Below are 23,964 nucleotides of genomic sequence, written 5' to 3'. Positions count from 1 at the left end.
AAGCGATGGCCGCAATCCATCTTGACATGTCTGCGTCATGCATCTTACGCGGCTGCGGGGGAGCAGTAACTCACCAGTAGGTGCCTGCCGTTCACATGTGGCGTTGCTCGCCCCTGTTCGGCTCGTTCAGCTGATCAGGGGAACCCCCGGAAGACGAACGGAGACGTCGCTGTGCACATGACCGACATCCAGCGTTGCGAGGTGCGGCCCGGCCTGCTCGTCGAGTGGACACTCCACCCGGCGACCGTGGCGGCCGCGGCCGACCTGCCCGACGACTCCCGACCACCCGCGTATCTGCAGGAGTCGCACATCAGGACCGCTCGATCGGTGCGCGAGGACGGCCAGTTCGTGCCCACGTGGCTGGGAACCGCGTTCGACGTCCCCGGCGCCGTCGACCTCGACGTGCTGCAACAGGCCCTGCGCGGCTGGACGCTGCGCCACGAGACGCTCCGCAGCGGCTTCCGCTGGGCCGACGAGGACATCCGCCGGTTCACGCTCGGGGCCGAGGCGGTGTCCCTTCAGCGCGAGGTGATCGGCGACTTCACCGACGCGGCCGCGCTCGTCCAGTACCTCCAGGACCGCTTCGACGTCGCGGCGGACGCGCTGACCTGGCCGAACTTCATCTACGCCGCGGTCGTGCGGGACGACTGCACCAGCGTGTACATGGCCTTCGACCACAGCAACGTCGACTCGTACTCGATCCAGCGCATCCCCGCCGAGATCCACGAGCTGTACGCGGCGGGCATGGAGGGCCGTGGCGTCGAGCGGGCCCCGGTCAGCAGCTACATCGACTTCTGCGAGATCGAGCGGGAGAGCGCCGACCAGATCGACGACACGCACGCCACCATCTCCCGCTGGCGGGAGTTCATCCAGCGGTGCGACGGCAGGCTGCCGCCGTTCCCCGTGGACCTCGGCCTGGAGCCCGGCGGAAAGCTTCCTCCGCAGAAGCTCATGCAGGAGAAGCTCGTGGACGCCGACGCCGCCGCCGCGTTCGAGGCCTACTGCCGCCCCTACGGCGGCAGCATGACCGGCATCCTCGCCGCCACGAGCCTCATCGTCCACGAGATCGGCGGGCAGCCCGTCTACCGCACGGTCGTGCCCTTCCACACCCGGGCGAAGTCGCAGTGGCAGGACTCCGTGGGCTGGTACGTCGGCGGCGCGCCCATCGAGATCCCCACGGCGCAGTCGCCCGACTTCCCGAGCGTCATGGAGATGGTGCGCGCCGCGCTGCGGGCCAACAGGCCACTGGCGCGCATGCCCATCGCCCGCGTCCTGCGTCTGCTCGGCTCGGACTTCCACCCGACCTCGCCGGACCTGTACTCGATCGTCTCCTACGTCGACGCCCGCGGCATCGTGGGATCCGAGCGCTGGGCCGATCTGAAGGCGTACGGCTTGATCAGGGTGTCGTACGGCGACCAGGTGTGCGTATGGGTCAACAGGCTGCACTCGGGCCTGCAACTCGGGAGCCGCTACCCGGACACCGACGTCGCGTACAAGAACATGCGGCTGTACGTCGAACAGCTGCGGGAGACCATCTTGTCGGTGGCGCGGTCCGGCACCCTGAAGCTGCCGGCGCAGTCGTCCGCCCCGAGGATGCCGGCGCCGTCGTCCGTCTGAGGCTCCGCCGAGGCCCGTGGCGCCCCGCCCACGGGGCGCCGTCGGCTCAGAGGTCCTTGCGGAAGCTCAGCCGGTCCAGGCCCGGCCCGTCGTAGTCGGGCTGGACCGGCTTGCCGTCGAACTCCTTCGGACCCGGCTCGGTGACGAACCCCATCCGGGTGTGAAACGCGTACGAGCCGGTGTTCTGCGGGGAGGTGATCGCCCGCACCACCGAGCGTCCGTGCGCCCTGCTGTAGGCGAAGAAGCGCTCGTACAGCGCCGCGCCGAGCCCCCGGCCGCGCTCGGCGGGGTCGATGCCGACGAAGTGGATGTAGCTCTCGTCCGGCTTCGACGGGGACAGGAACCCGATCAGGAAGGCGACGATCCGCTCGGCCCGCCCCGTGTGGCCGTCGGCAGGCGGCGCGTCGGACGTCACGAGGAAGCTGCTGGCGCCGAAGTGCTGGAACATCAGGCGCGGCAGCAGGAGCGCCCGCTGCCTGGCCCCCTCCGCGCCGCCGAGGCCGCCCCACCAGGAGTCGACGACCGCGAGCACCGGCAGGTGGTCGGCGGGGCCGGGGCGCCGGAGCCGGAGGTGCCGCCAGGGCGCGGGCAGCGGAGCCTCCACCCCGGGGCCCCCGGGGGCGACCGTGTTCTCGTACGCCATGCGCGCATCCCTCCACGAAGTCTCACGTGTCACGCACGGCCACACTATCCGCCCCGCCGGAGGTCAATGCCGGGGGCATGGGCCCCCGGCGGCGTGCACCCTCACGCGGCGACGGGTTCGTTGGTCCAGCGCAGCAGCGCGCCGAGGCCGCCCACCGGCACGTCGTCCGACGAGTCCTGCTCGTCCGTCGGCGGCACGAACAGCACGTCGGCCGCCGTGGCGGCGGCCGCCCGCAGCAGGGCGTCGTCGGCCCGTACGGAGAGGGGTTCGGCCGCGCCCAGGGCCTGGGCGTCCGTCCGGCGCGCGGCCACCTGGTCGGGCTCGTCGCTCACCCACGTCTCACGGCCGAGTTCCGCACCGTCCGGCCGGATGAGGAGCGTTTCGATGCGGTGCTCCCGCGCGGCCTCCACCAGGGCGGGGACGCCCTCCACCGCCTCGGCCGGCTTTCCGGTGCCCACGCGTACGGCACGGAACCGGTCGAGGGCCTCGTCGACGTGGTCACGTGTGAACCGCCGGCAGGCCTCCGCGATGGCCTCCTCCAGGGCGGGGGACGCCGACCCGGCGGCGCGCCCGCCGTGCTCGGTCTCCACCGTCACCTTCCGCACGGGGTCGGGGAGCTTCTGATGGACGGCGGGCCGCTCGCGCGGGTCACCGACCAGGACGACCAGGTCCGCCCCCGACTCCTCGTACGCCGAACTCAACGCGTCGGCGATCTCGCCCGCGTTGTGCTCCCACGTGTTCTCGACCTTGAGCTGGAAGCGCCGCTCCGACCAGTCGGCCGACGCCGTCCGGTGCACGGGCCACTGCCTGCCCTCGACCTGCCCGGCGTCCTGCGGCCCCGCCGCCCCGCGGAGCTCGAAGTCGGCACCGGTCCGGTCGATGTAGGCCACCAGACAGGCCGGGTCCTGGCCGCACAGCTCCACCAGCGGAGCCAGACGCGGCAGCGGGGCCCAGGAGACGATCTGCCGCTGCGGAGGCCGGGACAGGCGGTGGCTGAGCACCACTTCCCCCTGGGAGGCGAAGACCACCCGGCCCGCGGGGTCCTCGGCGGGCCTGATCCCGCTCAGGGCGTCGCGCACCGCCGCCACGGTCGCCGCGTCGGCGCCCTGCTCCTCCAGCGCGCGGCAGGCTTCCGCCACGGCCAGTTCGCGCCGTTTGGCGCCGGCCTCGTCGTTCTGCGACGGCTCGACATAGACGGTGGCCCAGGGGCCGGGACGGTGGACAAGGGGTTCCAGAAATGTCAGCTGCACGATTCCTCCTCAAATTCCCGATCTGCGGGCACGGGGCACGGGTGCCCGGTGAGACGTGAGAAACACGTGTTCTGGCAGGTGAGTGTGCGAGGACGACCAGGTGGTGGCGGGTGAGTGCATCCGGCCGCCCCGGGTATCCGGGGCACGCCCTCAGCGAGAACCGGGGCACGCCCTCAGCGGGAAATCGAGGGCACGCCCTGCGACCTGGTGTGGAACGCGGCTGACGCGGTGTTGCCGGCGGCCTTGCGGCCCGTCTTGATGTCGGCGAGACCCACACCGCCGTTCCGGACGCCGCAGCGCGGGCTCTTCACCGTCACGCTGATGCCCGATGCGCCGACGCCTTCCAGCGCCTTCATCGCTCTGTGGATGGGCTCGGTGTCGCACCGTGAGGCCGCGGCCGTCGACGCCGTCGCGGCAGGGGCCGCCAATGAGGCGGTGAACGCCAGGACCACGGCAGCACTCGTCCTTCGCACAAGTTCTCCTTCACCGTACTGATGCGTGCACGGATCAGTCGGTTCCGCCGCAGTCCGCTTTCGTTCGTCTTCGGTCGTCTTCGTGCGAGGAAGTGCGGCGGCTTCCGCGTAGTTTTTCGCCTGTTCTGGCCAGGTGCTTGCGGCGCCTGTCCAGAGATTCCACGCCCTAGCCCGCGCGAACACTGGGGAAGGGGTTACGTAGAGTCGCCGCATGTCCGACGACACACCCCTGATACGAAGCCTGCGCGCGGCAGTCGAGGCGGCCCCGGCTCCGGACGAGGGCGGATGGCCGGACACCTCCGGGGACACGGCGCTCACCATCAAGCTCCCTGCGGCCGACCCCCTGGTCCGGGCCGGGTTCCCCGCCCATGTGACCGTGCTCTACCCCTTCCTGCACGAGAGCCGGATCGACGACGCGGTCCGGCGGGAGCTCACGGCCCTGTTCGGCGGCCACGACGCCTTCACCCTCACGCTCGCCGCGTTCGGCCGCTATCCCGGCGTGCTGTACCTGGACCCGTGGCCGCACGACCCGGTCGAGGCCCTGCAGAAGGACCTCGCGCTGCGCTGGCCCGACGCGCTGCCCTACCGGGGGATCTTCGGCGCCGGACTCGCCCCCCATGTGACGGTCGCGAACAGTGAGGGACCCGCCACCCAGGACGCCGCGTACGACGCGTTGGAGGCCGAGCTCGCCCCGATGCTGCCGCTGACCTGCCCCGTGGACGCCGTCCACCTCATCGGCTGGGACGGTACGCGGTGGCAGGACCGGTCCGCGTACCGCCTGCGCCGAGCGGAGTGACTACGCGGCCCGGCCCCACCGGGTCACTCGGTCACAACGTACGTTCGATGCGGTCGGCCATCAGCTTGACGAAGCGCGCCGGGTCGTTCGGAGCGCCGCCCTCGGCCAGCAGAGCCATGTCGTAGAGGAGTTCGGCGGTCTCCGTGAGGACATCGTCCCCAGGACGCTCGCCGTGTGCCTGGTTGAGCCCGCCGACCAGGGCGTGGGACGGGTTGAGTTCGAGGATGCGCTTGGTGTGCGGCAGGGACTGGCCCATGGCGCGGTACATGCTCTCCAGGGCCGGTGTCACATCATGGGTGTCCGAGACCAGGCAGGCGGGGGACACCGTGAGGCGCGAGGACAGGCGCACCTCCTTGACGTTCTCCTTCAGGTGCTCGCTCATCCAGGTCAACAGGCCCGCGAACTGCTCCTGGTGCTGCTTGCGCTCCTTCTCCGCCTCCTGCTTCTCCTCCTCCGTACCGAGGTCGACCTCGCCCTTGGCGACGGAGCGCAGCTGCTTGCCGTCGTACGCGGGCACGGAGTCCACCCACACCTCGTCGACGGGGTCGGTGAGCAGCAGCACCTCGATGCCCTTGGCCCGGAACGTCTCCATGTGCGGGGAGTTCTCCAGGGCCTGACGTGACTCGCCGGTGAGGTAGAAGATGTGCTCCTGCCCCTCAGGCATGCGCTCCACGTACTGGCGCAGCGTGGTGGGCGCCTCCTCGTCGTGCGTGGTGGCGAAGGACGACACCTCCAGGAGGGCGTCGCGGTTCTCGTAGTCGCCGATGAGCCCTTCCTTGACGACGGCGCCGAACTCCCGCCAGAAGGTGGCGTACCGCTCCGGGGCCTTGGTGCGCAGGTCCTTGACGGTGGCGAGCACCTTCTTGGCCAGGCGCCGGTTCATCAGCTGGATCTGCCGGTCCTGCTGGAGCATCTCGCGGGACACGTTGAGGGAGAGGTCCTGGGCGTCCACGACACCCTTGACGAAACGGAGGTACGACGGCATCAGCGCGTCGCAGTCCTCCATGATGAAGACCCGCTTCACATACAGCTGCACGCCGCGCTTGTAGCCCTGGTTGAACAGGTCGTGCGGTGCGTGGGAGGGCAGGAACAGCAGCGCCTGGTACTCGAAGGTGCCCTCGGCCTGGAGCCTGATGGTCTCCAGCGGGTCCTGCCAGTCGTGGCTGATGTGCTTGTACAGCTCGTGGTATTCCTCGTCGGTGACCTCGTCGCGCGAGCGCGCCCACAGGGCCTTCATCGAGTTGAGGGTTTCGGGGGCCGGGGGAGCGGCGTCGGTGTTCTCGGCGCCCTCGGTGCCCTCACCGCCGCTGCCGTCGGCACCCGCGTCGGTACGGGGCTCGGGGGCCATGCGCACGGGCCAGGTGATGAAGTCCGAGTACCGCTTGACGATCTCCCTGATCTTCCAGGGCTCGGCGTAGTCGTAGAGCCGGTCCTCGGTGTCCTCCGGCTTGAGGTGCAGGGTGACCGCGGTGCCCTGCGGCGCGTCGTCGACCGTGTCGACGGTGTACGTGCCCTCGCCGGTGGAGGCCCAGCGGGTGCCCTGGCTCTCGCCCGCACGCCGGGTCACCAGCGTGACCTCGTCGGCGACCATGAAACTGGCGTAGAAGCCGACGCCGAACTGGCCGATGAGCCCCTCGGCGGCGGACGCGTCCTCGGCCTCCTTGAGTTCCTTCAGGAACTGCGCGGTACCGGAGTTGGCGATCGTCCCGATGAGGGCGACCACCTCGTCGCGCGACATGCCGATGCCGTTGTCGCGCACGGTCAGCGTACGGGCCGACTTGTCGGCCTCGATGTCGATGTGCAGGTCGGAGATGTCCGCGTCGAGCGAGCTGTCGCGGAGGGCGGCGAGCCTGATCTTGTCCAGTGCGTCGGAGGCATTGGAGATGAGCTCGCGGAGGAAGACGTCCTTGTTCGAGTAGATCGAGTGGATCATCAAGTGCAGAAGCTGGCGGGCTTCCACCTGAAACTCGAACGTCTCGGTCGTCTCAGTCGACATAGTCCGTGAATCCTTCTCAGATCACCAAGGGCGGCCACTGTTGGGAGAAACTCTAGATGAGCCGGTCGGGCGACGGGGGTGGGAGACCCACAAGAACCCGGCGTCCGTGCCGTGCTGTGCCGTACCGGGGCGGGGCGGGGCGCGGTCAGGCCCGGCCGGCGCGGTGGCGGCGGCGGTACGCGCGCTGCCGGCAGGCGCGTGAGCAGTAGGTGCGGGGGCGTCCGCGCGGGGCCTGCGGCACCGGGCCGCGGCAATCGGGACAGGGCGCCTGGGTTCCGTCACGCGAGGGATGGGGACCCCCGCGCGGGTTTTCGTCACGCGCGGGACGCTCGTCGAGGTTTTCGTCACGCACGAGGCTCCCGTGCGGGTTTTCGTCACGCACGGAACCCTCGCCCAGGTTTTCGTCACGCACGAGGCTCCCGTGCGGGTTTTCGTCACGCACGGAACCCTCGCCCAGGTTTTCGTCACGCGCGTGGCTCCCGCGTGGGTCCTCGTCACGCGCGGAACGCCCGCCCCGGATCTCGTCGTGGTCCGGCGCGCGCCCCTCCCGCCGTCGTCCGTCGCCCCGGGCCGCGCGGGCGGCGGTGACGAGATCGGGGTCGTGCACGCGTCCGCGGGGAGTGTGCGCGGACAACTCGCCCTCCAGGAGCCGGCACTCGGCGATGTCGTCGTCCTCGCACAGCAGCAGATGGCGCAGATACTCGCGGGCCGCCTCCAACTGCCCGATCTGCCGTTCGAGGAGCGTCAGATGGTCGCAGACGACGCGTTGCCAGGCACTGTGCTCGGCCGTCCCCGAGGTGACGGCGGCCGCCCGGTCGAGCGGCATCCTGCCCACTACACAACACAGGTAGGCGGCGCCGATGCGGCGCAGGTCCGCGTCGCCGTACAGCCGCTTCCCGCCGTCGCGGGCGGGCGGCACGAGCACACCCCGACTCTCCCACCACCGGACCGTGGACGGCGCGAGGCCGAACAGGGCCGCGGCGTCGCCGATGAGTACCGAACGTCGCGTCACGACGTCAGTTGACATCAAGACGACTTCACCGTGCAAGGTCTCAGTAAGGCAAACCTTACTAACTGGCTCCGATGGCTGTTGTTCGTGCTGAAACACGGCCCGGTGCCGCCCGGCAGAGAGGGTGGGTCATGGCAGCAGCCGCAGCCGTCGAGTACACCGAGACGGTCGTGATCGGAGCAGGACAGCAGGGGTGCGGCGTGGCCGCGGCCCTGCAAGAACTAGGCCGGCGGTGCGTCGTCCTGGAGCGGGGGGAGATCGGGCAGTCCTGGGCGAACGAGCGGTGGGACAGCCTCCTGGTGGGGAGCGGCAACCGGTCGGTCCGCTTCCCGGGCTGGGACTACGACGGCGACGACCCCGACGGCTGCATGTCGGGCCTGGAGCTCGCGCACCGTCTGCGCCGCTATGCCAAGGACAGGGCCCTGCCGGTGCGAGAGCACACCGTCGTCCGTGAGGTCGAGTGCCCCGAGGACGCGGATGACCGCGACGATGTGCGGTTCAGGACGCATCTGTCCACGGGGGAGGTCATCGGGTCCCGCAACCTCGTGGCTGCGGTGGGCGGTTACGCGGCGCCGCGGACACCGGCCCTGGCCGCGGACATCGCCCCGACCGTCCATCAGAGGCATTCACGCGACTACCGCAATCCCGGCTCCCTGCCGGACGGGGCTGTCCTGGTGGTGGGCGCGGGCATCAGCGGTCAGCAGATCGCCGACGAACTCGTCGACGCCGGGCGGCAGGTGTATCTGTCGGTCGGCAGGCACCGCGCCTGGCCGCGTCGCTATCGCGGCCGGAGCCTGCACGAATGGATGTTCGCGTTGTCGCTGTACGAGGACTTCGTGACGGGCAACCCCGGGGGCGGCTCCGGCGCGACGACCCTGCCAGGGCTGCCGGTGACCGCCGTGCAGGACAAGAGCGACGACCTGAACCTCGGCACGCTCGCCGGGAAGGGCGTGGTCCTCGTCGGTTCCGTGCGCGCGGCACGACAGCACGTCCTCGTACTGGAGGACAATGTCGTGAGCGTCGCGAAGGCGGCCTCCCGGTCGTTCCGCCACGTCATCGACAAGATCGACGACGGCATCCGGCGGCGGGGCTTCGTGGCGCCGGAGGAGCGGCCCGTCCCTGACGTCCCCATGGACCGCGTGACGGCGTTCGGGGACCGCCTGGACCTGGCGCGCCACGGCATCACGACGGTCGTCTGGTGCACCGGGTTCGGCCCGGACTACCGCATCCTGCCGGACCGGGTCCTGGACAACACCGGCGCACCCCTGCAGGAGCTAGGCATCCTCGGCGTGCTTCCCGGCCTGTACTACGCGGGGCTCCCGGACGGTGAGTCGCTCGCCCCCTCCGCCATCGCGGCCAGTGTCGAGAACGGGCGGTTCATCGCCCGCCAGATCCACGTCGACCACGTCATGCGATCCGGTACGCCGGCGTCGGTCATCACCCCGTAGGCACCGCCCGTAGGTACCGGGGAACCGACGCTGTCCGGCCGACCGGACGAATCCGGTCGGCCGGACGGCTCAGCGCGCCAGGTGCTTGATCTTCTCGAACGGGTAGCCGGCCACGGCCACCACGAGCAGTCCGTACGCCGCCACGACGAGCAGCCCGGCGGTGCCGATGGACCGGTCGCCGTCGGCGATCAGGACGCTGCCGATCGGCACCAGCGGCGCGAGGCTGAGGATCGCCGCCCCGGTGCACCAGTGCGCGACGAGGTCATTGGCCCTCGCCCGCAGCGCGGGGTCCCGCTTGACCTCGTCCGGCACGTCGTAGCCGATGCTCCGGTCGCAGACCTTGCCGCGGTGGCCGACGCGGGCGGCCAGCAGGGTGACCACCGCGAGGAGGACGAAGCAGCAGCCGATGAAGACGTAAGCCATGTGTGTGCGGGACCCCGGATACCTGTTGTCGTGCGCTAGCGGATGTACTTGATGATGAAGGCCGCCACCATGGCGACGGCCTTGTTCTTGACCCAGTTCGGCAGGAACTTCCAGACCACGCCGCCGATCTCGCCGCCCAGGCAGCCGATGATGGCGTTCTTGACGTAGGTGCCCTTGCCGGAGAACTTGCCGTCGGCGACGTCGCTGAGCACCGAGGTGGGGATGCTGGCGACGGCGCCCTTGGCGCACCAGGCCGCGGCGCCGATGGCCACGGCGGCGATCGGGAAGGCCCGCGGGCGGATCTCGCCGTCGGCACCGGCCTCGTTCATGGCGCGGGTCAGCTCCGCCATCGCCTCGGGGCCCATGCCGTCCTCGATGAAGCGCCGCTGCTCCGCGGTCAGCTCCGGCATCTCCTCGGCGGCCGACGCCACCGACTTCGCGGCGCGGGACTCGGCGGCGTGGGCGGCCAGGGCCGGGGCGGCGCCCGCGAACAGGGCACTGGCGGTGAGCGCGGCCACGCCCACCAGGGAGGCACGGCGGAAAGCGGGGTGGCGCTGCTGTGTCGTCTTCACTTGGGTCTCCCCCTGCCGCACCGTCGGTACGGGCGGCGTCGTCACGGTCGTCACGGCGGGCGGGATGTGCTCCGCCGTCGGCGGGCGACGCCTGGTCGTGGGCGTCGCGGCCGGGAACCATGCTGGCCGCGCCACCCCTCTCGCCGTAACCGTCATCCGGCCCCCTCCGGGTGGAGGGTCCCGGGCACCCCCGACGCGGTCCGGGGCTCACCGCGGCAGCACAGCGCGCACCGCGAAGCCGCCCTCCGGCGTCGGCCGCGTGGCGACGCTGCCGCCCACCAGGGCCACGCGCTCGTGCAGTCCGGCCAGGCCGTGCCCCCCGGCCGGCAGGCCGGGCGCGGGCCGGTCGGCGCGCGGCGGCCCGTTGCTGACCTCGACGACGAGGGAGCGCTGCCCCTCCGGCGCCAGGACGGAGACCCGCACCGGCGCCCCCGGGGCGTGCTTGCGCACGTTGTTGAGGGACTCCTGGACGACGCGGAACGCGCACGCCTCCAGGGCGGGGTCCCAGTCGGGTCCCGGTGCCACGGCGATGTGCACGCTGACGTCGAGCAGGCTCTCGGCGGTCAGCCCGTGCAGGTCGGCGAGGCGGGTCCGGCCGACGGCGGCCGCCGCCGCGGCGTCCGCGCCGCGCAGGACGCCGACCATGTCACGCAGCTCCTCCAGGGCCCGCACACTGTGCTCGCGCACCACCTCGATGTCCGCCCGCCGCCCGCCGTCGGGCTCGGTGGCGCTGAGCACCCCGGACTGCACGGCGATGATGCCGACGTGGTGCGAGACGGTGTCGTGCATGTCGCGGGCCAGGCGGGCACGCTCACGGGCCACCGCCCGCTGGGCCTCGGACCGCCGCTCCCGCTCCTGGGAGGCGGCCAGGTCCGCGAGCCGGTCCCCGAGTTCGTCGCGGGTGGCGAGGAGCCGGCCGAGCACGATCGGGCCGAGACTCAGGAGCCCCGCGCCCTCGATCATGGTGAGGACCTCGGGCCGGGAGTGGTCGAGGAGCGCGGCCGGGGGCCAGGGGACGAGGGCGGCGGCGAACAGCAGCGCCCCGCAGCCCGCGATAGCCCGGTGCGACGCACGGCAGGCCACCACGAACATGGCGAGCATGGCGGGCAGCCACAGGAATTCGGTGACGGTGGCGGGCAGCGTCGCCGCGACCGTGGCCAGCGGGAAGCGGCGGCGCAGGGGGAGGGCGAGCAGCGCGACCGAGCAGACGGCGAGACCGAGGGGGTCGAAGGACCTGGCGACGGTCAGCAGCTCGGCGCAGGCGAGCAGCGCCACCCCGCGTTCGGCGGTGCGGCGGTCGAACCTCATCGGCCCGCGCTGTCCCCGGCGAGCGGGTCCGCGGGGACCAGGCCGAGGCGGTGGGCGTGCACGGCGGCCTGCACACGGTTGCTGACGCCGAGCTTCACCAGGAGGGCACTCACGTGGTCCTTGACGGTGGTGGTGCCGATGAACAGGCGCCGGCCGATCGCCGCGTTGGAGTGGCCGTCGGCGAGCAGGGCCAGCACGTCCCGCTCGCGGGCGGTCAGCTCGGGGGCGGGGGAGTCCGGCAGGGGCGGGACCGCTCCCGGGCCCCGGGCACCGGCGCCCGCGTAGTGACGCACGACCGTGCGCGCGAGACGCGGAGCGAGCACGCTGTTGCCCCGGGCCAACTCCTTGATCGCGTATTCGAGCTGCGCCGGCGGTGTGTCCTTGAGCAGGAAGCCCGCGGCGCCGCCGCGCAGGGCCGCGGACAGGTGTTCCTCGGCGTCGAAGGTGGTGAGGAGGGCGACGGCGGGCGGCGCGGGCAGCCCCCGCAGATCGGCGAGGACCGTCAGGCCGTCCCGGTCCGGCATCCGCAGGTCGAGCAGGACCACGTCGGGGCGGTGCAGCAGCGCCTGGTCCGCGGCCGCCGCCCCCGAACAGCCCGCGACGGGATCGACCCCCTCGAAGGTCCCCAGAATGCGCCGCAGTCCCTCCCGGACCAGGTTCTCGTCGTCCACCACCATCACCCGCACGGCTGATCGCTGCACCTGCTCGGCCCCCTTGCTCACGTACAAGAAACCCCAGCATAACGGTATGTTTTTACGCGGATTTTAGGGTGGTGACCGCGTCAGGCGTCCTTCGGCATCCCGGTCCAGTGCATGACGCGCGCCAGCAGGTGGTCCGGATCGACCGGTTTCGTGACGTACTCCGAGGCTCCGGCGGACATCGCCTTCTCCCGGTCGCCCTTCAGCGCCTTCGCGGTGAGGGCGATGATCGGCAGGTGCGCGTACTGCGGCAGCCTGCGGATCGCCGACATGGTCGCGTAGCCGTCCATCTCCGGAATCATGATCTCCATGAGGACGATCGCGACGTTCCTGTGCCTGCCGAGGAGCTCGACGCAGTCCTGGCCGTTCTCCGCGTACAGCACCCCGAGGCCGTGCCGCTCCAGGCTCATCGTCAGGGCGAAGACGGTGCGCACGTCGTCGTCGACGATCAGCACCTTCTCCCCGGCGAAGCGGGCCGGCGCGGGCCGCTCCGCCGTGGTCCCCGCGGCGAGCACGGGAGCGAGGTCCGGCGCCCCGTCGAACGGTGGCGCCGACGCGTGCGACGGCAGCTCGAGCGAGTGCACCGGCAGGTACAGCGTGAACGTGGAGCCGCGTGTCGGCTCGCTCACCGCGTGGATCTCGCCCCCGAGCACCCGCGCGACCTCCCGGCTGATCGCGAGCCCGAGCCCCGTACCGCCGTACTTGCGGCTGGTCGTGCCGTCCAGCTGCTGGAACGCCTCGAAGATCACCCGCATCTTCCCGGCAGGGATGCCGATGCCGCTGTCCGACACCGAGAACGCGATCAGACCGTCCTGCGGTGAGTGCAGCGAACCCGCCTCCCAGAGCTGCTCCCGGATCGCGTCGGGCACCTCGGCGCCGCCGGGCTCCACGGAGAGCCGCACCATCCCCGCGTCGGTGAACTTCACCGCGTTGGACAGGAGGTTGCGCAGCACCTGCAGCACACGGCTCTCGTCGGTGTACAGCGTGGCGGGCAGCTCCGGCGACAGGCGCACGGAGAAGTCGAGCCCCTTCTCCTCGGTCAGCGGCCGGAACGTGGCCTCCACGTAGTCCACGAGCTGGACGAGGGCGATCCGGGTCGCGCTGACGTCCATCTTGCCCGCCTCGACCCGCGACAGATCGAGGATGTCGCTGATGAGCTGGAGCAGGTCCGAGCCCGCTCCGTGGATCGTCTCGGCGAACTCCACCTGCCGGGGCGTGAGGTTGCCCTCGCCGTTGTCGGCGAGGAGCTTGGCGAGGATCAGCAGCGAGTTGAGGGGCGAACGCAGCTCGTACGACATGTTCCCGAGGAACTCGGACTTGTAGCGCATCGACATCGCGAGCTGCTCGGCGCGCTCCTCCAGGACCTGCCGGGCCTCCTCGATCTCGCTGTTCTTGATCTCGATGTCGCGGTTCTGCCGCGCGAGCAGCTCCGCCTTGTGCTCCAGCTCGGTGTTGGACGCCTGCAACGCCCGCTGCGAGGCCTCCAGCTCGGCCGAACGCTGCTGGAGCTGCGCGGTCAGCTCCTGGGACGCGCTGAGCATCTGCTCCGTGCGCTGCTGCGCGGTGATCTCGTCGCGGCTGAACTCGATGAGGTCGGCGACGGCTCCGGGGATGTCGGCCGCGCGCTCGCCCAGCCAGCGGTCGGCCTCCGCGAGACGCGTCGCGGACAGCAGGTCCGCCTCCGTCGCCCGCTCCTCGACCACGGCGAGCCACTGCTGGAAGTCGGCGTCCTCCTCCACCCAGGCGGCGAGCCGCGCCCACTCCCGGATCAGCGCCTCGTGGGCGATCTCCGCGGTGTCGGGCCCGCCGCTGCCGAGGACCACGAGGCGCTGCTCGGGATCGGCGAGGAGCTGCGCGATGTACCAGTCCTTGCCGAGGTGCGCGCGGTGCACGGTGACGCGGACGGCGCTCGTGGCGCCGCCGCGGGCGCGGACCATGGACAGCAGGACCCGGCGGATCCGCGGCTCGTCCAGGTGCTGCGCCAGCAGGCGGTAGGCCTTCTCCGCGTGCTGGTTCAGCGCCCCCGAGACACCGCCGAGGCTCTGATAGCTGTCGAAGCTGAGGCGCCGGTCGTGCTGGAGCGCCCACAGCTCCGTCAGGGTGAACTCCAGGAGGGGCAGGCTGCCCGCGGCCCTGCTCGCCTCGGCGGCGATGGCCTCGGCCAGGCCGGGCGTGAAGGTGACCCCGGCGACCGACGCCGGTTCGACGATCACCCGGATGAGGGCCGCCTCGTCCAGCGGGGACACGTTCAGCTGCCGGTCCTGGAGACGGGGCCCGATGTCCGGCAGTTCGAGCAGGTCGGGCAGGAAGTCGGCCCGCAGGGTCGCCACCAGCCGGACCCCGGGGTCCTGTGCGGCGTCCGCGGGCGGGAGCAGCCGCTCCAGGAACTCCAGCTGCTGCGCCCGGTCGGCGCTGCCGCTCAGGACCTCCTCGAACTGGTCGGCGATCAGTGCGATCCGGCGTCCCGTGAGCAGCCGCAGCCGCGAGGCGACCGTCCAGAACCCCTCCTCCCGCAGGGCGCGCGCCCGGTGCTCCAGCTCCTCAAGGCTGGGCGTCCGCCGCGGGTGCTCCAGTTCGAGCAGGGCGCGGGCCACGGCGTCGAAGGGCGACATCCCCGGCCGGAACGAGGCGACCGCCCACCCCTCCGTCGCGAGTTCGGGTTGCAGGCCCGCGGCCACGAGCGAGGACTTGCCCACTCCCGAGGGCCCCGTCACCATCACGAGCGGCTGCGTCCGCACCATCGTCCGCAGCCGTTCCACCTCGCGCTCCCGCCCGACGAACACACCCGCCAGGGCGTCCTCGGCGCTGAACGCCTGCAGTCCCCGGTAGGGGCACGGCGGCAGCACACCCCGCCCCAGGGCCTCGGGCCAGGCGGCGGAGACCTCCGACAGCGGCACGGCGTACGCGTCGTGGGCGGCGCCCTCCCGGCTCGCGAGGGCGAGCATCCCGACGACGGCGTCACCCCACCGGTCCGTGATGATGACCGGCGATCCGCTGTACCCGGGCTGGGCCCGCAGCGCGGACTCGCTCTCCGCGTCCAACTGCACGAGCCCGCCGCCGACCGCGCCCCGCAGCACACAGGTGCTCCAGGCGCCGCTCGCCTTCCGCGGCGGATTGCCGGGATAGCCGAACGCCTTCACCCGTGTGTCGCCGGCCAGGCCCGTACGGGCGTCGATGAGCCGGGCCGCCCCCGCGCTGACGGGCAGCGTGTCACCACCGACGAGTACGAGTCCCGCCACGTCCCTGCCCGGTGCGCCGTCCGCCGGCGGCGGGTCCCACGAACCGATGCGGCAGTGCCGCAGCGGTGCCCCCTCCGCGTCGCCGAGCAGCACGAACTCGACCTGCACCCGGGCGTCGCCCGGCGGCTGCTCCGCACAGCCCTTCTGCCGCCCGAGGGCCACATTGACCACATGGGCGCAGGTCACGATCTCCTTGTCGCCGACGACGAAGCCGACGCCGACCGGCGCCCCCGTCGCCGTGTCGCGGACCTTGACGACGAAACCCTCGCGCTGCGCTCCCATCGGGTCAGGGGCGGTTCCACGTCAGTCGGACGGAGAAGTTCACTTCGGCCGTCCCCTTGGCGATGATCACACCCGTCTCGCCGCCCATCTTCAGGCCGAACTCCAGCTCCGCGGTGTCGGGCCCCAGCTCGCGCAGGGTCTCGGCCACCCTGGACAGCGTCGGTCGCACCTGGTCGAGTGCCTCGTCGAGCGACACCCGTGCCCGCGCTGCCACTCCGCCCCCGGCCGCCAGATCGAGGTCACCGGCGCTAGGGTCGACATCGACGTCGACCTCGAACACGGCGGCCTCCTCCGTGCCGTCACCGAGCCTCATGGTCAACTGCTGTGGCACGACTCATCCCCCCACCCAGGGCCGCACGCCCGAACGACGACTTACCGACGCCGTCCATCCTCGGGGACCGTGCCCGCGCCCCGCAGCCACATGCGGGGATCCACCGCCCCGACGCAAGAATCACCTGGTCACGGGCGCCTGCCCCGCCGGTTCCCGCAGCCGGATGATCTAGCGTTGCGTCATGTCTGACATTCCCGAAAGTTCCCGCTCGTCGGACGGGGCCCACCCGCAGCCTCCGCGAGGAGAGCAGCCTCCGTACGAAGAACAGCCCTCGCAAGGACAGCAGCCTCCGCACGGGAAGCAGCCTCCGTACGAAGAACGGCCCTCGCACGGCGAGCGGCCTCCGCACGGAGAACACGCCCGGAAGCCCGGCTGGCCGCAGCGGTGGGAGGCCTTCAAGGACTCCCCGTTCCTGCCTGCCACCGTGCTGCTGTTCATCCTGGCCGCGGCCGCCGGGCTCTTCGCGGGCTCCTACACGTACGCGATGGCCAACCCCACCCCGCGCCAGGTGCCGACAGCGGTCGTCGGAGCGGAGCAGGGCACCCGGGGCGAGGCCTTCCTGAGCGGCATGGAGAAGGCACTCGACGCCTCGGTGGAGGTCCACCGCTACGACACGGTGGACGCCGCCCGCGAGGCGGTGGAGCAGCAGAAGGTCTTCGCGATCCTCGACGCCCGCCAGGGCGGGCGCGTCCACTTCGACGTCTCCGCCGCCTCCGGGGCATCGGTGGCCGAACTGCTCGCCAAGACCGCGGCGAAGGTGGGGCAGACCATGAAGGTCCCGGTGACCGTCACCGACCTCAACCCCCTGCAACCGGGAGACCCGCGCGGCCTGGCCATCTTCTACATCTCCCTGGCCGCGGTCATCATCGGCTTCGTCGGCGCCATCCAGCTCAGCGTGCACGCCCGCGGACTCAATCCCGCCGAGCGCATCGGATTCACCCTTGCCTACGCGCTGCTCGGCGCCTTCGCCATCGCCGCCGTGGTCGACTGGTGGCTCGGCGCCCTGGATCTGCCGTTCGTCCAGTCCTGGCTCGTCCTCGCGCTGACCATGTTCACCTCCGGCATGGTCTTCACCATGTTCAACACCCTGGTCGGGAGGTGGTCGATGATCCCGACCTGGGGCCTGATGGTGCTCCTCGGCAACCCGTCGTCGGGCGGCGCCGTGTCCTGGCCGCTGCTGCCCTCCGCGCTCGGACACATCGGCCGCTGGCTGCCCCCGGGAGCCTCGGTCAACGCCCAGCACACGGCCGTGTACTTCAACGGCCACCAGCACCTCTTCCCGTACCTCGTGCTCGCGGGCTGGGCCCTCGTCGCAAGCACGGTGTTCTGGATGTGGCGCCACCGCCACCCGGGCGGACGGGAGATCCGTCGGAGCGGCCCGGCCCACGCGGCGACCTGACGGACCGGCACAGCGGCCCGGGAGCACGGCGCGGCGGCCCCCGGCGCGGCGGTCTGCCCGACCGGCATAGGGTCATGCGGCAGGCACCGCACGCACATCCGAGCCATCGAGGAGAAGACAGCACATGACTGACGAGCCGTCGGGAAAGCTTCCGCGCCGGTCCATACTTCGCGCGTCGGTGTGGGGGGCGACCGCTGTGGCCGCCGGTGCCACCGCGGGGCTCGGAGCCACCCGGGCCGCTGCTTCCCCCGCGGGTGCCCCCGCCACACCCGCCGAAGACCCCGTGGCACTGCCCGCGCCCACAGGACCGTACGCGGTCGGCACCCGGACCTGTCACCTCGTCGACGACCGCCGCGACGACCCGTTCGCGCCCACCACGACACCGCGCGAACTGATGGTCCAGGTCTGGTACGCCACCGCGGCGCCCCGCGGTGAGCGCGCCCGCTACCTCACGCCCGGCCTCGAACCGGTCGTCGAGCAGCGCTTCGAACTGCCCCCGGGCTCACTGGCACGGGTGCGCACCGGCGCCTGGTGGAACGCCCCCGTGCACCCGCGGCTGCGGGACGCGCCCGTCGTGTTCTTCGGCCCCGGCCGGCAGGACCCCGCCGCCACCGGTACGACCTTCGCCCAGGACCTCGCGAGCCACGGCTACGTCGTCATCGCGGTGAACCACACCTACGACGGCCCGGCCGAGCTCCCCGACGGACGCGTCATCCCGCAGAACCCGGCCACCGGTGACCAGGCGGTGCTGCGCAAGTACTCCGACGTGCGCGCCGCGGACCTGAGCTTCGTGCTCGACGTCCTCACGGGCAAGCGGGCGGCGCGGCTGCCCGCCGACGTCGTGCGGTCGGTACGGCGCGGCGGCGCCGGAGTGTTCGGTCACTCCCTCGGCGGTTCCGCCGCCGCCGAAGCGCTGCGCACCGACTCCCGGTTCACCGCGGGCGCGTGCCTGGACGGCGCCCTGCAGACGGACGCCGTCCAGAGCGGCCTCGGGCAGCCCTTCCTGCTGTTCACCGAGCCCATGGAACTGCCGACGTGGACCGACTTCATGGCCCACCACACGGCGTGGGGACGCCGCATGGTCCTGGCAGGCGCGCGGCACTACAGCTTCAACGACCTGGCCACCCTCGGCGTCGAGCTGAAGCTCGACGAAGTGTGGACCGCGGAGCGCTTCGCCAGGTTCTTCGGCACGGCCGAGGGACGGCGCGCGCACGCGGTCACCGGTGACTACGTGCGCGCCTTCTTCGACAGCCGGCTGCGTGGCCGCACCACGGCGTCACCGTCGCTCGACACCGCGGACGCCGCTTACCCCGAGATCACGATCGGGTGGCGGTCCGGGAACTGAACCCCCGCACCACCGTGGTGAGTCAGCGGACCTTGCCGCCGTACACGTGGGTGACCGCCATCGTCATGAGGACCCTGCGGTCGGAGACCATCACCGCGCGGTACTCGTCCCAGTCGGGGTGCTCCCCGGCGGCGGCACGGTAATAGCGCACCAGGGCCTCGACCTCGGGGCCGTGCGGGTCGCTGCCGGGGCCGGTGAGTGTCGCCGTGCCCTCGGCCGTGGCCCAGGCCCAGCCGTCGGACCTGGTGACTTCGAGGGTGGCCCGCGGGTCACGACGGAGATTCACCGTCTTGGCCCGCCCTTCGGTCATCGACACCTGGATGACATCGGCTCCCCGGTCGTAGAAGGGGGTGACGGGGGAGAGCTGGGGGCGCCCGTCCGCCTTGATCGTCGCGAGCACACCGAGCCGGCTCTCGGCGAGCAGGGCGCGTGGGTCGAAGGGTGTGTCAGTCATGTCTGAAGCCAATGCTCGATGGACGCCCCCTATTCCGTACGTGTCACCCTCGGGAGGACATCACTGGCTCGGCTCGGCCTTGGTCTGGGCCTGGGCCTTGGGCTTGTCGGCCTTGTCAGTCTTGTCCTGGGCGGCGGGGGCGTCGTCGGGCGCCGTGTAGAAGACCGACGTGCCCTGCTTGCTGCGCTGGGCGCGGTTCTTGGCGACCAGGTTCTCGAGCGTGGTGCGCACGACGGTGGTCTTGATGCCGCGCTCGGGGTGCGCCTTGCCGAGGTCGGTGGCGACTTCGGCAGCGGAGCGCGGCTCGGACTGCGCGGCGAGGTGGCCGCGCACGAGGTCCACGAGAGTGGTCTCGGCGGGCTTGGCGGCGGTGGGCTTGGCGGCGGTGGCCTTGGCCGGGGCGGACTTGGCCGGGGCGGACTTGGCCGCGGTGGCCTTGGTGGCGGTCGCCTTGGCGGTCGTGGCCTTCGTGGATGCCGACTTGGCAGGCGCCGACTTGGTGGTCGCGGTCTTGGCGGGAGCGGTCCTGCCCGCCTGCTTCTTGGCCGCCGGGCGCCGCGTCGAGCCGGTCTTCTTGGCCGCGGACTGCTGCTTGGCCTTGCCGGACGAGGCGGAGCCCTTGCTGCGGGGAGCGGGAACCACCGCGTCCTTCGTCGCCTGGCCCGACTCGGCGGGCGCGGACGGGGTGTCCAGCGCCTGACCGATGTTGGTGAGCACCGTGTGGTCGTGCAGCAGAGCGGTCAGCTGCTCCTGAAGAGTGTCGATCTCCGCACGGATACGTTCCTGCTCCTTGACGTTGCGTTCGAGGTCGCTGGTGACCTGCGCGGCGTACTGCGATGCCAGTGCCGTGGCGGTGGTCGTGGAATCAGTCATAAGGTCGGCCCTTTCTCGGTTCTTCGGCCTTGGCAGCGGACAGTGGGAACGCCCGCGACGCACCACATGCGTGTTTCGATCAGCTGGTACGTGTGGCTGAGAATAGCCCTTGCTCAACAACCTGGCGTACCGATTGCCCGTATGAGGTGGCCCCGGCCAGGCGGTGAGCAACTGCGGCTGCACCCATTGAAGTACCTACCTTGGCACAGGTGAGTGATGTGGGGGAGTCGGCGGAGACCGCCGAGCACACAATTTCCGGCCGTGGATTGACCGTGGAGATGTCTCTCCGCGTCACCTGTCAGCTCGACGCGGTGCCCCGCAGCACGCTGCGGCTCTGCCGTCGGAGCCGATAGTGCTCGTCGAGGAGCCGATGGTTCTCCTCGACCAGCGCAAGACTGGTCCGGAGCCTCTCACCGGCCGTGACACGGGCGTTCGCCGCACGTACCCACAGGTGATGCCACCGCACTTCGTCATTCACAGGCACCGGCTCACTGCACCGCACGGCGTCATATCGGTATCGGAACAAGGCACTTGGACCCCCTGCGCGAAGTGGGAAGAGGCGGCGTGGAACCCGGCGGGAAGGAACGGTCGATTGGATCCGAGGAGCACTCACGAGAGTGAACTTCCGCTCTCTTCCCTTCGGGTGCAGCCATAGGTGAAAGGCCGAAGGAGTGAGACGGGGAGTGAGTATGTCCCACGGCGAACGCGCCACGAACGCACTGCGAACCCGCCTCGATCTCACAGAGACGTCATAAAAGACCTTCACAGAAAGCGTTCCGCCCGCACGGAAGACCTTCACATCGAACCTGCCCGTCGAACCGACTCAACCACCCGGCTGCGGGCCGGTGCCGGCGGTGCCGGGGTGGCGGGCGTGGACATAGAGCTCGGCGAGCGTGCGGACATGGGTGCGCAGCGACCACGGGTCGATGGGCTTGAGCAGAAATCCGCCCACGCCGAGCCGGTAGGCCCGCTCGGCCACGGCGTCGTCACGCCCGACACCGGTGACCAGGACCACGGGCAGCAGCCGGGTGTGCTCCAGGCGGCGCAGATACGTCACGGTCTCCAAGCCGTCCATGCCGGGCAGCAGCAGGTCCATCACCACCACCGCGATCTTCTCGCGCAATACGCAGCGCAGCGCCTGTTCGCCGCTGCCGGCCCGGAACATCCGCCGTCCCAGCGGCGCCAGGGCCTGTTCCAGGGCGAAGAGGTTGTCCTCGTGGTCGTCGACGAGCAGCAGACCGTACTCCTCGGCGGCGCCCGATCCGGTGGCTCTGGGTGGGGACTCGGGGCGCGTCGCCGGTAACACCCGCGCGGTGGGCGGGTCGGCGGGCCAGGCGACATTCAGCGGTTCACTCATGGAACCCCTCGGACTCGATGGTCACTGCGGCCGCCTGCCTGACCGTGCGCGTTCAGTCTATCCGTCACCGTCACGCCACGACAGTGTGGCCGGGACATGCGGGCAGCAAATGACGGTCGGCGGCCGAAAGTGTCGGTGTGCGCCGTTCGTGCCCGGCAGTTGGTTGAAGTCATGGTCTATACCAGGCACGCATGTCCCAGTATTCTCATCCGCAGCCAGTAGCACACCATCCCCCCCACCCAGGTTGCGTGCCGGCGCGGACGACACCCCCTCCACCTCTGTCCCGAGCAGCCGGGTGACCTTTCCCTTCGCCGCCTCCAGGAGGATCACGGTGAACGTTCGCACCAGAAGCTCGGCGATCGTAGGCGCGCTCTGCCTGACTGCCTCCCTCGCCCTGACCACGGCATCGGCCGACGAGTCCCCCGCCCCGCGAGACACCCCCAAGGTCCAGCTCAAGAAGGTGGCCACGGCCAAGAACCCGATCGCGGGCGCCGCCGGTCCCGGCGGCACCGTGTGGGTCGCCGAACGCGCGGGCACCGTCAGGGTGTTGAGCGCGCGCGGACTCAGTGAGCCGGTCCTCGACATCTCCGCCGAGACCACCACCGACGGCGAGCGCGGCCTGCTGGGCATCGCGTTCGACAAGAAGTTCGCGCACCTGTACATCTCGTTCACGAACCTCGAAGGCACCAGCACCATCGACGAGTTCGCCGTGCGGCACGGAAAGATCCGGACGGAGACCCGCCGTACGGTGCTCACGCAGACGCAGCCGTACTCGAACCACAACGGCGGCGACATCAAGTTCGGCCCCGACGGCTACCTCTACATCGCGTTCGGCGACGGCGGCGCGGGCGGCGACCCGCACGGCAACGGGCAGAACCTCGACACGCTGCTCGGCAAGCTGGTCCGGATCGACCCGCGGGGCGGCAAGCCGTACGCGATCCCGAAGGACAACCCGTTCGTCGGCGACGCGAAGGCGAAGGGCGAGATCTGGTCGTACGGGCTGCGCAATCCCTGGCGGTTCTCCTTCGACGCGGGCACCGGTGACCTGTTGATCGGTGACGTCGGCCAGAGTGCCTGGGAGGAGATCGACTGGGCGTCGGCCAAGAGCAAGGGCGGCGAGAACTACGGCTGGTCCCGGATGGAGGGCAACCATCCCTTCCGGGACGCCACCGAGCCCGAGAACCATGTGCCGCCGGTGTTCGAGTACGACCGCAACGGCCTGGGCTGCTCGGTGACCGGTGGATACGTCTACCGCGGCAAGGCCATCCCGGCCCTCAGGGGCCAGTACGTGTACAGCGACTACTGCGACGGCACCGTCCGGGCGCTGAAGCTGAAGAACGGCAAGGTGACGGGCGTCAGCGACCTCCAGGTCAGCGGCGGCGAGGTCATCTCGTTCATCCAGGGATCCAGGAACGAGCTGTACGTCCTCGACATCGGCGGCAGCGTCTACCGCATCGATCCGGCGTGACGCCCGTCGGCTGATACCGCTCACCGCCCCGCCGGACCGGCCTGTCAGGCCGGCTCGGTGGGGTCGGTGGGCTCGTGGGTGATCAGGTCTCCCGGCTGGCACCGCAGGACGTCGCAGATCCTCGACAGCGTGGAGAACCGGATGGCCCTGGCCCGCCCGTTCTTGAGCACGGACAGGTTGACCACGGTGATGCCCACCTGCTCGGACAGCTCGGTGAGCGTCATACCGCGCTCCGCGAGGACCCGGTCGAGGTGGATCCGGATCGAGTGTGGCTCCTCCTCCGGCATCAGATGGTCCCTTCGAGGTCCTCTCGCATGCGCACGCCCTCGCGCATGATCTTCCCCATGATCACCGCGGCGAGACCGGCCAGGATGAGCACCTGCGGTCCGGTGACCGTCGGCCCGGAGCCCACCACGGGCGCCATGCTGTCGACGAGCCAGGAGTGCGACCAGCCCACGACGAGACCGGCCAGCGGGGTGCCCGCGGTGACGAACCAGCCGAGCACCGTGAGCCGCTGGGAGACCGCGTCGGTGAACGGGCCCTTCAGCAGGACGGTGTCGAGCAGCCGGGAGAACAGCAGCAGGGCGAGGCACGCGAAGAGCAGCCAGGGCAGTTCGCCCCCGAGGTCGGCCGCCCGCTGCCCCACCGAGGGAGCGTCCTGGCACAGCCGCGCGGCGCTGCTCGACGCCTTAACGCCCTCGGCGACCGGCAGGCTGTCGGGGGCCAGAGAGGCGTTCGCCCAGAAGCCCGTCTGCGCGCAGATCGCCCCGTCGTCGAGCATGCGTATGACCCCCTTGCCGACGAACGCAAGCCCGCAGACCATCGCCAGTGCAAAGGTGATCGAGGCGAGGACCTTCGTGAGTCGTGTGTTCACCGCGTGCCTTCCTATCGTTTTTCGATATGCTGGAGCGTAGGGCAACGTATCGATAATCGACAAGTCCCGGCCGGTCGGCGCGGCTGTCTCGACCGGTGCCCGACAGTCC

At 71.0% G+C, this 23,964-nt stretch carries 21 protein-coding genes and 2 pseudogenes; 6 read left to right on the top strand and 17 right to left on the bottom strand.

Annotated elements, in window-relative coordinates:
• Positions 1 to 177: 177 nt before the first annotated feature.
• A complete protein-coding gene (locus GPA10_RS28610; RefSeq protein ID WP_157168021.1) occupies positions 178 to 1,617 on the top strand; it encodes a condensation domain-containing protein in 1,440 nt (479 codons plus the stop codon).
• Between the two features lie 46 nt (positions 1,618 to 1,663).
• On the opposite strand, the gene GPA10_RS28605 is transcribed toward GPA10_RS28610, so the two are convergent.
• The 3 genes from GPA10_RS28605 to GPA10_RS28595 form a co-directional block, all read right to left on the bottom strand.
• Positions 1,664 to 2,260 carry a GNAT family N-acetyltransferase gene (locus GPA10_RS28605; RefSeq protein WP_157168020.1) on the bottom strand — a complete coding sequence of 199 codons (597 nt, stop codon included), beginning with the start codon at positions 2,258 to 2,260 and terminating at the stop codon, positions 1,664 to 1,666.
• Positions 2,261 to 2,361: 101 nt separating this feature from the next.
• Positions 2,362 to 3,510: a baeRF2 domain-containing protein gene (locus tag GPA10_RS28600; protein ID WP_343041419.1), complete on the bottom strand. Its 1,149-nt coding sequence runs from the start codon at positions 3,508 to 3,510 to the stop codon at positions 2,362 to 2,364.
• A gap of 173 nt (positions 3,511 to 3,683) precedes the next feature.
• Positions 3,684 to 3,866 (bottom strand): hypothetical protein, encoded by a 183-nt coding sequence (locus tag GPA10_RS28595; protein ID WP_198351738.1) that lies wholly within the window; start codon positions 3,864 to 3,866, stop codon positions 3,684 to 3,686.
• Positions 3,867 to 4,194: 328 nt separating this feature from the next.
• Here GPA10_RS28595 and GPA10_RS28590 point away from each other — a divergent pair, with 328 nt between their 5' ends.
• On the top strand, positions 4,195 to 4,779 hold the full coding sequence (locus tag GPA10_RS28590; protein WP_157168019.1) for a 2'-5' RNA ligase family protein: 585 nt from the start codon (positions 4,195 to 4,197) through the stop codon (positions 4,777 to 4,779).
• A gap of 31 nt (positions 4,780 to 4,810) precedes the next feature.
• Here the strand turns inward: GPA10_RS28590 and htpG are convergent, their stop codons facing one another.
• A complete protein-coding gene (gene htpG, locus GPA10_RS28585) occupies positions 4,811 to 6,775 on the bottom strand; it encodes a molecular chaperone HtpG (protein ID WP_157168018.1) in 1,965 nt (654 codons plus the stop codon).
• 145 nt (positions 6,776 to 6,920) lie between these two features.
• The gene (locus GPA10_RS28580; protein ID WP_198351731.1) at positions 6,921 to 7,787 is read right to left on the bottom strand and encodes a MerR family transcriptional regulator; all 867 of its coding nucleotides are present in this window, start codon (positions 7,785 to 7,787) and stop codon (positions 6,921 to 6,923) included.
• 128 nt (positions 7,788 to 7,915) lie between these two features.
• On the opposite strand from GPA10_RS28580, the gene GPA10_RS28575 reads away from it, so the two are divergent.
• On the top strand, positions 7,916 to 9,232 hold the full coding sequence (locus tag GPA10_RS28575) for a flavin-containing monooxygenase (protein ID WP_157168016.1): 1,317 nt from the start codon (positions 7,916 to 7,918) through the stop codon (positions 9,230 to 9,232).
• A gap of 69 nt (positions 9,233 to 9,301) precedes the next feature.
• On the opposite strand, the gene GPA10_RS28570 is transcribed toward GPA10_RS28575, so the two are convergent.
• From GPA10_RS28570 to GPA10_RS28545, 7 genes and pseudogenes are all read right to left on the bottom strand, one after another.
• Entirely contained in the window at positions 9,302 to 9,655 is a 354-nt protein-coding gene (locus GPA10_RS28570; protein ID WP_058845554.1) for a hypothetical protein, read from the bottom strand.
• Positions 9,656 to 9,690: 35 nt separating this feature from the next.
• Entirely contained in the window at positions 9,691 to 10,227 is a 537-nt protein-coding gene (locus GPA10_RS28565; RefSeq protein WP_058845555.1) for a hypothetical protein, read from the bottom strand.
• Between the two features lie 207 nt (positions 10,228 to 10,434).
• Positions 10,435 to 11,535: a sensor histidine kinase gene (locus GPA10_RS28560; RefSeq protein WP_157168015.1), complete on the bottom strand. Its 1,101-nt coding sequence runs from the start codon at positions 11,533 to 11,535 to the stop codon at positions 10,435 to 10,437.
• Positions 11,532 to 12,257: a response regulator gene (locus GPA10_RS28555; RefSeq protein WP_484600351.1), complete on the bottom strand. Its 726-nt coding sequence runs from the start codon at positions 12,255 to 12,257 to the stop codon at positions 11,532 to 11,534. The genes GPA10_RS28560 and GPA10_RS28555 overlap by 4 nt, the downstream gene beginning before the upstream one ends.
• A gap of 59 nt (positions 12,258 to 12,316) precedes the next feature.
• Positions 12,317 to 13,849, bottom strand: a pseudogene (locus GPA10_RS42835) (ATP-binding response regulator); the annotation flags it as partial.
• A 126-nt stretch (positions 13,850 to 13,975) separates the two neighbouring features.
• Positions 13,976 to 15,754, bottom strand: a pseudogene (locus tag GPA10_RS43810) (nSTAND1 domain-containing NTPase); the annotation flags it as partial.
• Between the two features lie 4 nt (positions 15,755 to 15,758).
• Positions 15,759 to 16,085: a CU044_2847 family protein gene (locus tag GPA10_RS28545; RefSeq protein WP_107450086.1), complete on the bottom strand. Its 327-nt coding sequence runs from the start codon at positions 16,083 to 16,085 to the stop codon at positions 15,759 to 15,761.
• A 424-nt stretch (positions 16,086 to 16,509) separates the two neighbouring features.
• Here GPA10_RS28545 and GPA10_RS28540 point away from each other — a divergent pair, with 424 nt between their 5' ends.
• Positions 16,510 to 17,484, top strand: a complete 975-nt coding sequence (locus GPA10_RS28540; RefSeq protein ID WP_343041418.1) for an ABC-2 transporter permease — start codon at positions 16,510 to 16,512, stop codon at positions 17,482 to 17,484.
• A 124-nt stretch (positions 17,485 to 17,608) separates the two neighbouring features.
• Positions 17,609 to 18,829, top strand: a complete 1,221-nt coding sequence (locus GPA10_RS28535) for an alpha/beta hydrolase (RefSeq protein WP_157168013.1) — start codon at positions 17,609 to 17,611, stop codon at positions 18,827 to 18,829.
• Positions 18,830 to 18,851: 22 nt separating this feature from the next.
• On the opposite strand, the gene GPA10_RS28530 is transcribed toward GPA10_RS28535, so the two are convergent.
• From GPA10_RS28530 to GPA10_RS28520, 3 genes are all read right to left on the bottom strand, one after another.
• Positions 18,852 to 19,283: a PPOX class F420-dependent oxidoreductase gene (locus tag GPA10_RS28530; protein WP_157168012.1), complete on the bottom strand. Its 432-nt coding sequence runs from the start codon at positions 19,281 to 19,283 to the stop codon at positions 18,852 to 18,854.
• Positions 19,284 to 19,343: 60 nt separating this feature from the next.
• Complete coding sequence (locus GPA10_RS28525; protein WP_157168011.1) at positions 19,344 to 20,156, bottom strand: hypothetical protein; 813 nt, start codon at positions 20,154 to 20,156, stop codon at positions 19,344 to 19,346.
• 823 nt (positions 20,157 to 20,979) lie between these two features.
• Complete coding sequence (locus GPA10_RS28520; RefSeq protein WP_157168010.1) at positions 20,980 to 21,513, bottom strand: response regulator; 534 nt, start codon at positions 21,511 to 21,513, stop codon at positions 20,980 to 20,982.
• 331 nt (positions 21,514 to 21,844) lie between these two features.
• Between GPA10_RS28520 and GPA10_RS28515 the strand changes: the two genes are divergently transcribed.
• Positions 21,845 to 22,981 carry a PQQ-dependent sugar dehydrogenase gene (locus GPA10_RS28515; protein ID WP_343041417.1) on the top strand — a complete coding sequence of 379 codons (1,137 nt, stop codon included), beginning with the start codon at positions 21,845 to 21,847 and terminating at the stop codon, positions 22,979 to 22,981.
• A 44-nt stretch (positions 22,982 to 23,025) separates the two neighbouring features.
• On the opposite strand, the gene GPA10_RS28510 is transcribed toward GPA10_RS28515, so the two are convergent.
• Positions 23,026 to 23,268, bottom strand: a complete 243-nt coding sequence (locus tag GPA10_RS28510; RefSeq protein WP_157168008.1) for a helix-turn-helix domain-containing protein — start codon at positions 23,266 to 23,268, stop codon at positions 23,026 to 23,028.
• The gene (locus tag GPA10_RS28505) at positions 23,268 to 23,855 is read right to left on the bottom strand and encodes a DUF2975 domain-containing protein (RefSeq protein ID WP_343041416.1); all 588 of its coding nucleotides are present in this window, start codon (positions 23,853 to 23,855) and stop codon (positions 23,268 to 23,270) included. The genes GPA10_RS28510 and GPA10_RS28505 overlap by 1 nt, the downstream gene beginning before the upstream one ends.
• Between the last annotated feature and the right edge of the window lie 109 nt (positions 23,856 to 23,964).

Source organism: Streptomyces typhae, assembly GCF_009755605.1.
Classification (GTDB): Bacteria; Actinomycetota; Actinomycetes; order Streptomycetales; family Streptomycetaceae; genus Streptomyces; species Streptomyces typhae.
Note: the sequence above shows the minus strand (reverse complement) of the source record. Positions and strands in the feature narration are given on the sequence as shown.

Coding starts and splice junctions, on each gene's coding strand:
- GPA10_RS28610 (WP_157168021.1), top strand. CDS start 178: ATGACCGACATCCAGCGTTGCGAGGTGCGGCCCGGCCTGCTCGTCGAG.
- GPA10_RS28605 (WP_157168020.1), bottom strand. CDS start 2,260: ATGGCGTACGAGAACACGGTCGCCCCCGGGGGCCCCGGGGTGGAGGCT.
- GPA10_RS28595 (WP_198351738.1), bottom strand. CDS start 3,866: ATGAAGGCGCTGGAAGGCGTCGGCGCATCGGGCATCAGCGTGACGGTG.
- GPA10_RS28590 (WP_157168019.1), top strand. CDS start 4,195: ATGTCCGACGACACACCCCTGATACGAAGCCTGCGCGCGGCAGTCGAG.
- htpG (WP_157168018.1), bottom strand. CDS start 6,775: ATGTCGACTGAGACGACCGAGACGTTCGAGTTTCAGGTGGAAGCCCGC.
- GPA10_RS28575 (WP_157168016.1), top strand. CDS start 7,916: ATGGCAGCAGCCGCAGCCGTCGAGTACACCGAGACGGTCGTGATCGGA.
- GPA10_RS28570 (WP_058845554.1), bottom strand. CDS start 9,655: ATGGCTTACGTCTTCATCGGCTGCTGCTTCGTCCTCCTCGCGGTGGTC.
- GPA10_RS28560 (WP_157168015.1), bottom strand. CDS start 11,535: ATGAGGTTCGACCGCCGCACCGCCGAACGCGGGGTGGCGCTGCTCGCC.
- GPA10_RS28535 (WP_157168013.1), top strand. CDS start 17,609: ATGACTGACGAGCCGTCGGGAAAGCTTCCGCGCCGGTCCATACTTCGC.
- GPA10_RS28530 (WP_157168012.1), bottom strand. CDS start 19,283: ATGACTGACACACCCTTCGACCCACGCGCCCTGCTCGCCGAGAGCCGG.
- GPA10_RS28525 (WP_157168011.1), bottom strand. CDS start 20,156: ATGACTGATTCCACGACCACCGCCACGGCACTGGCATCGCAGTACGCC.
- GPA10_RS28520 (WP_157168010.1), bottom strand. CDS start 21,513: ATGAGTGAACCGCTGAATGTCGCCTGGCCCGCCGACCCGCCCACCGCG.
- GPA10_RS28510 (WP_157168008.1), bottom strand. CDS start 23,268: ATGCCGGAGGAGGAGCCACACTCGATCCGGATCCACCTCGACCGGGTC.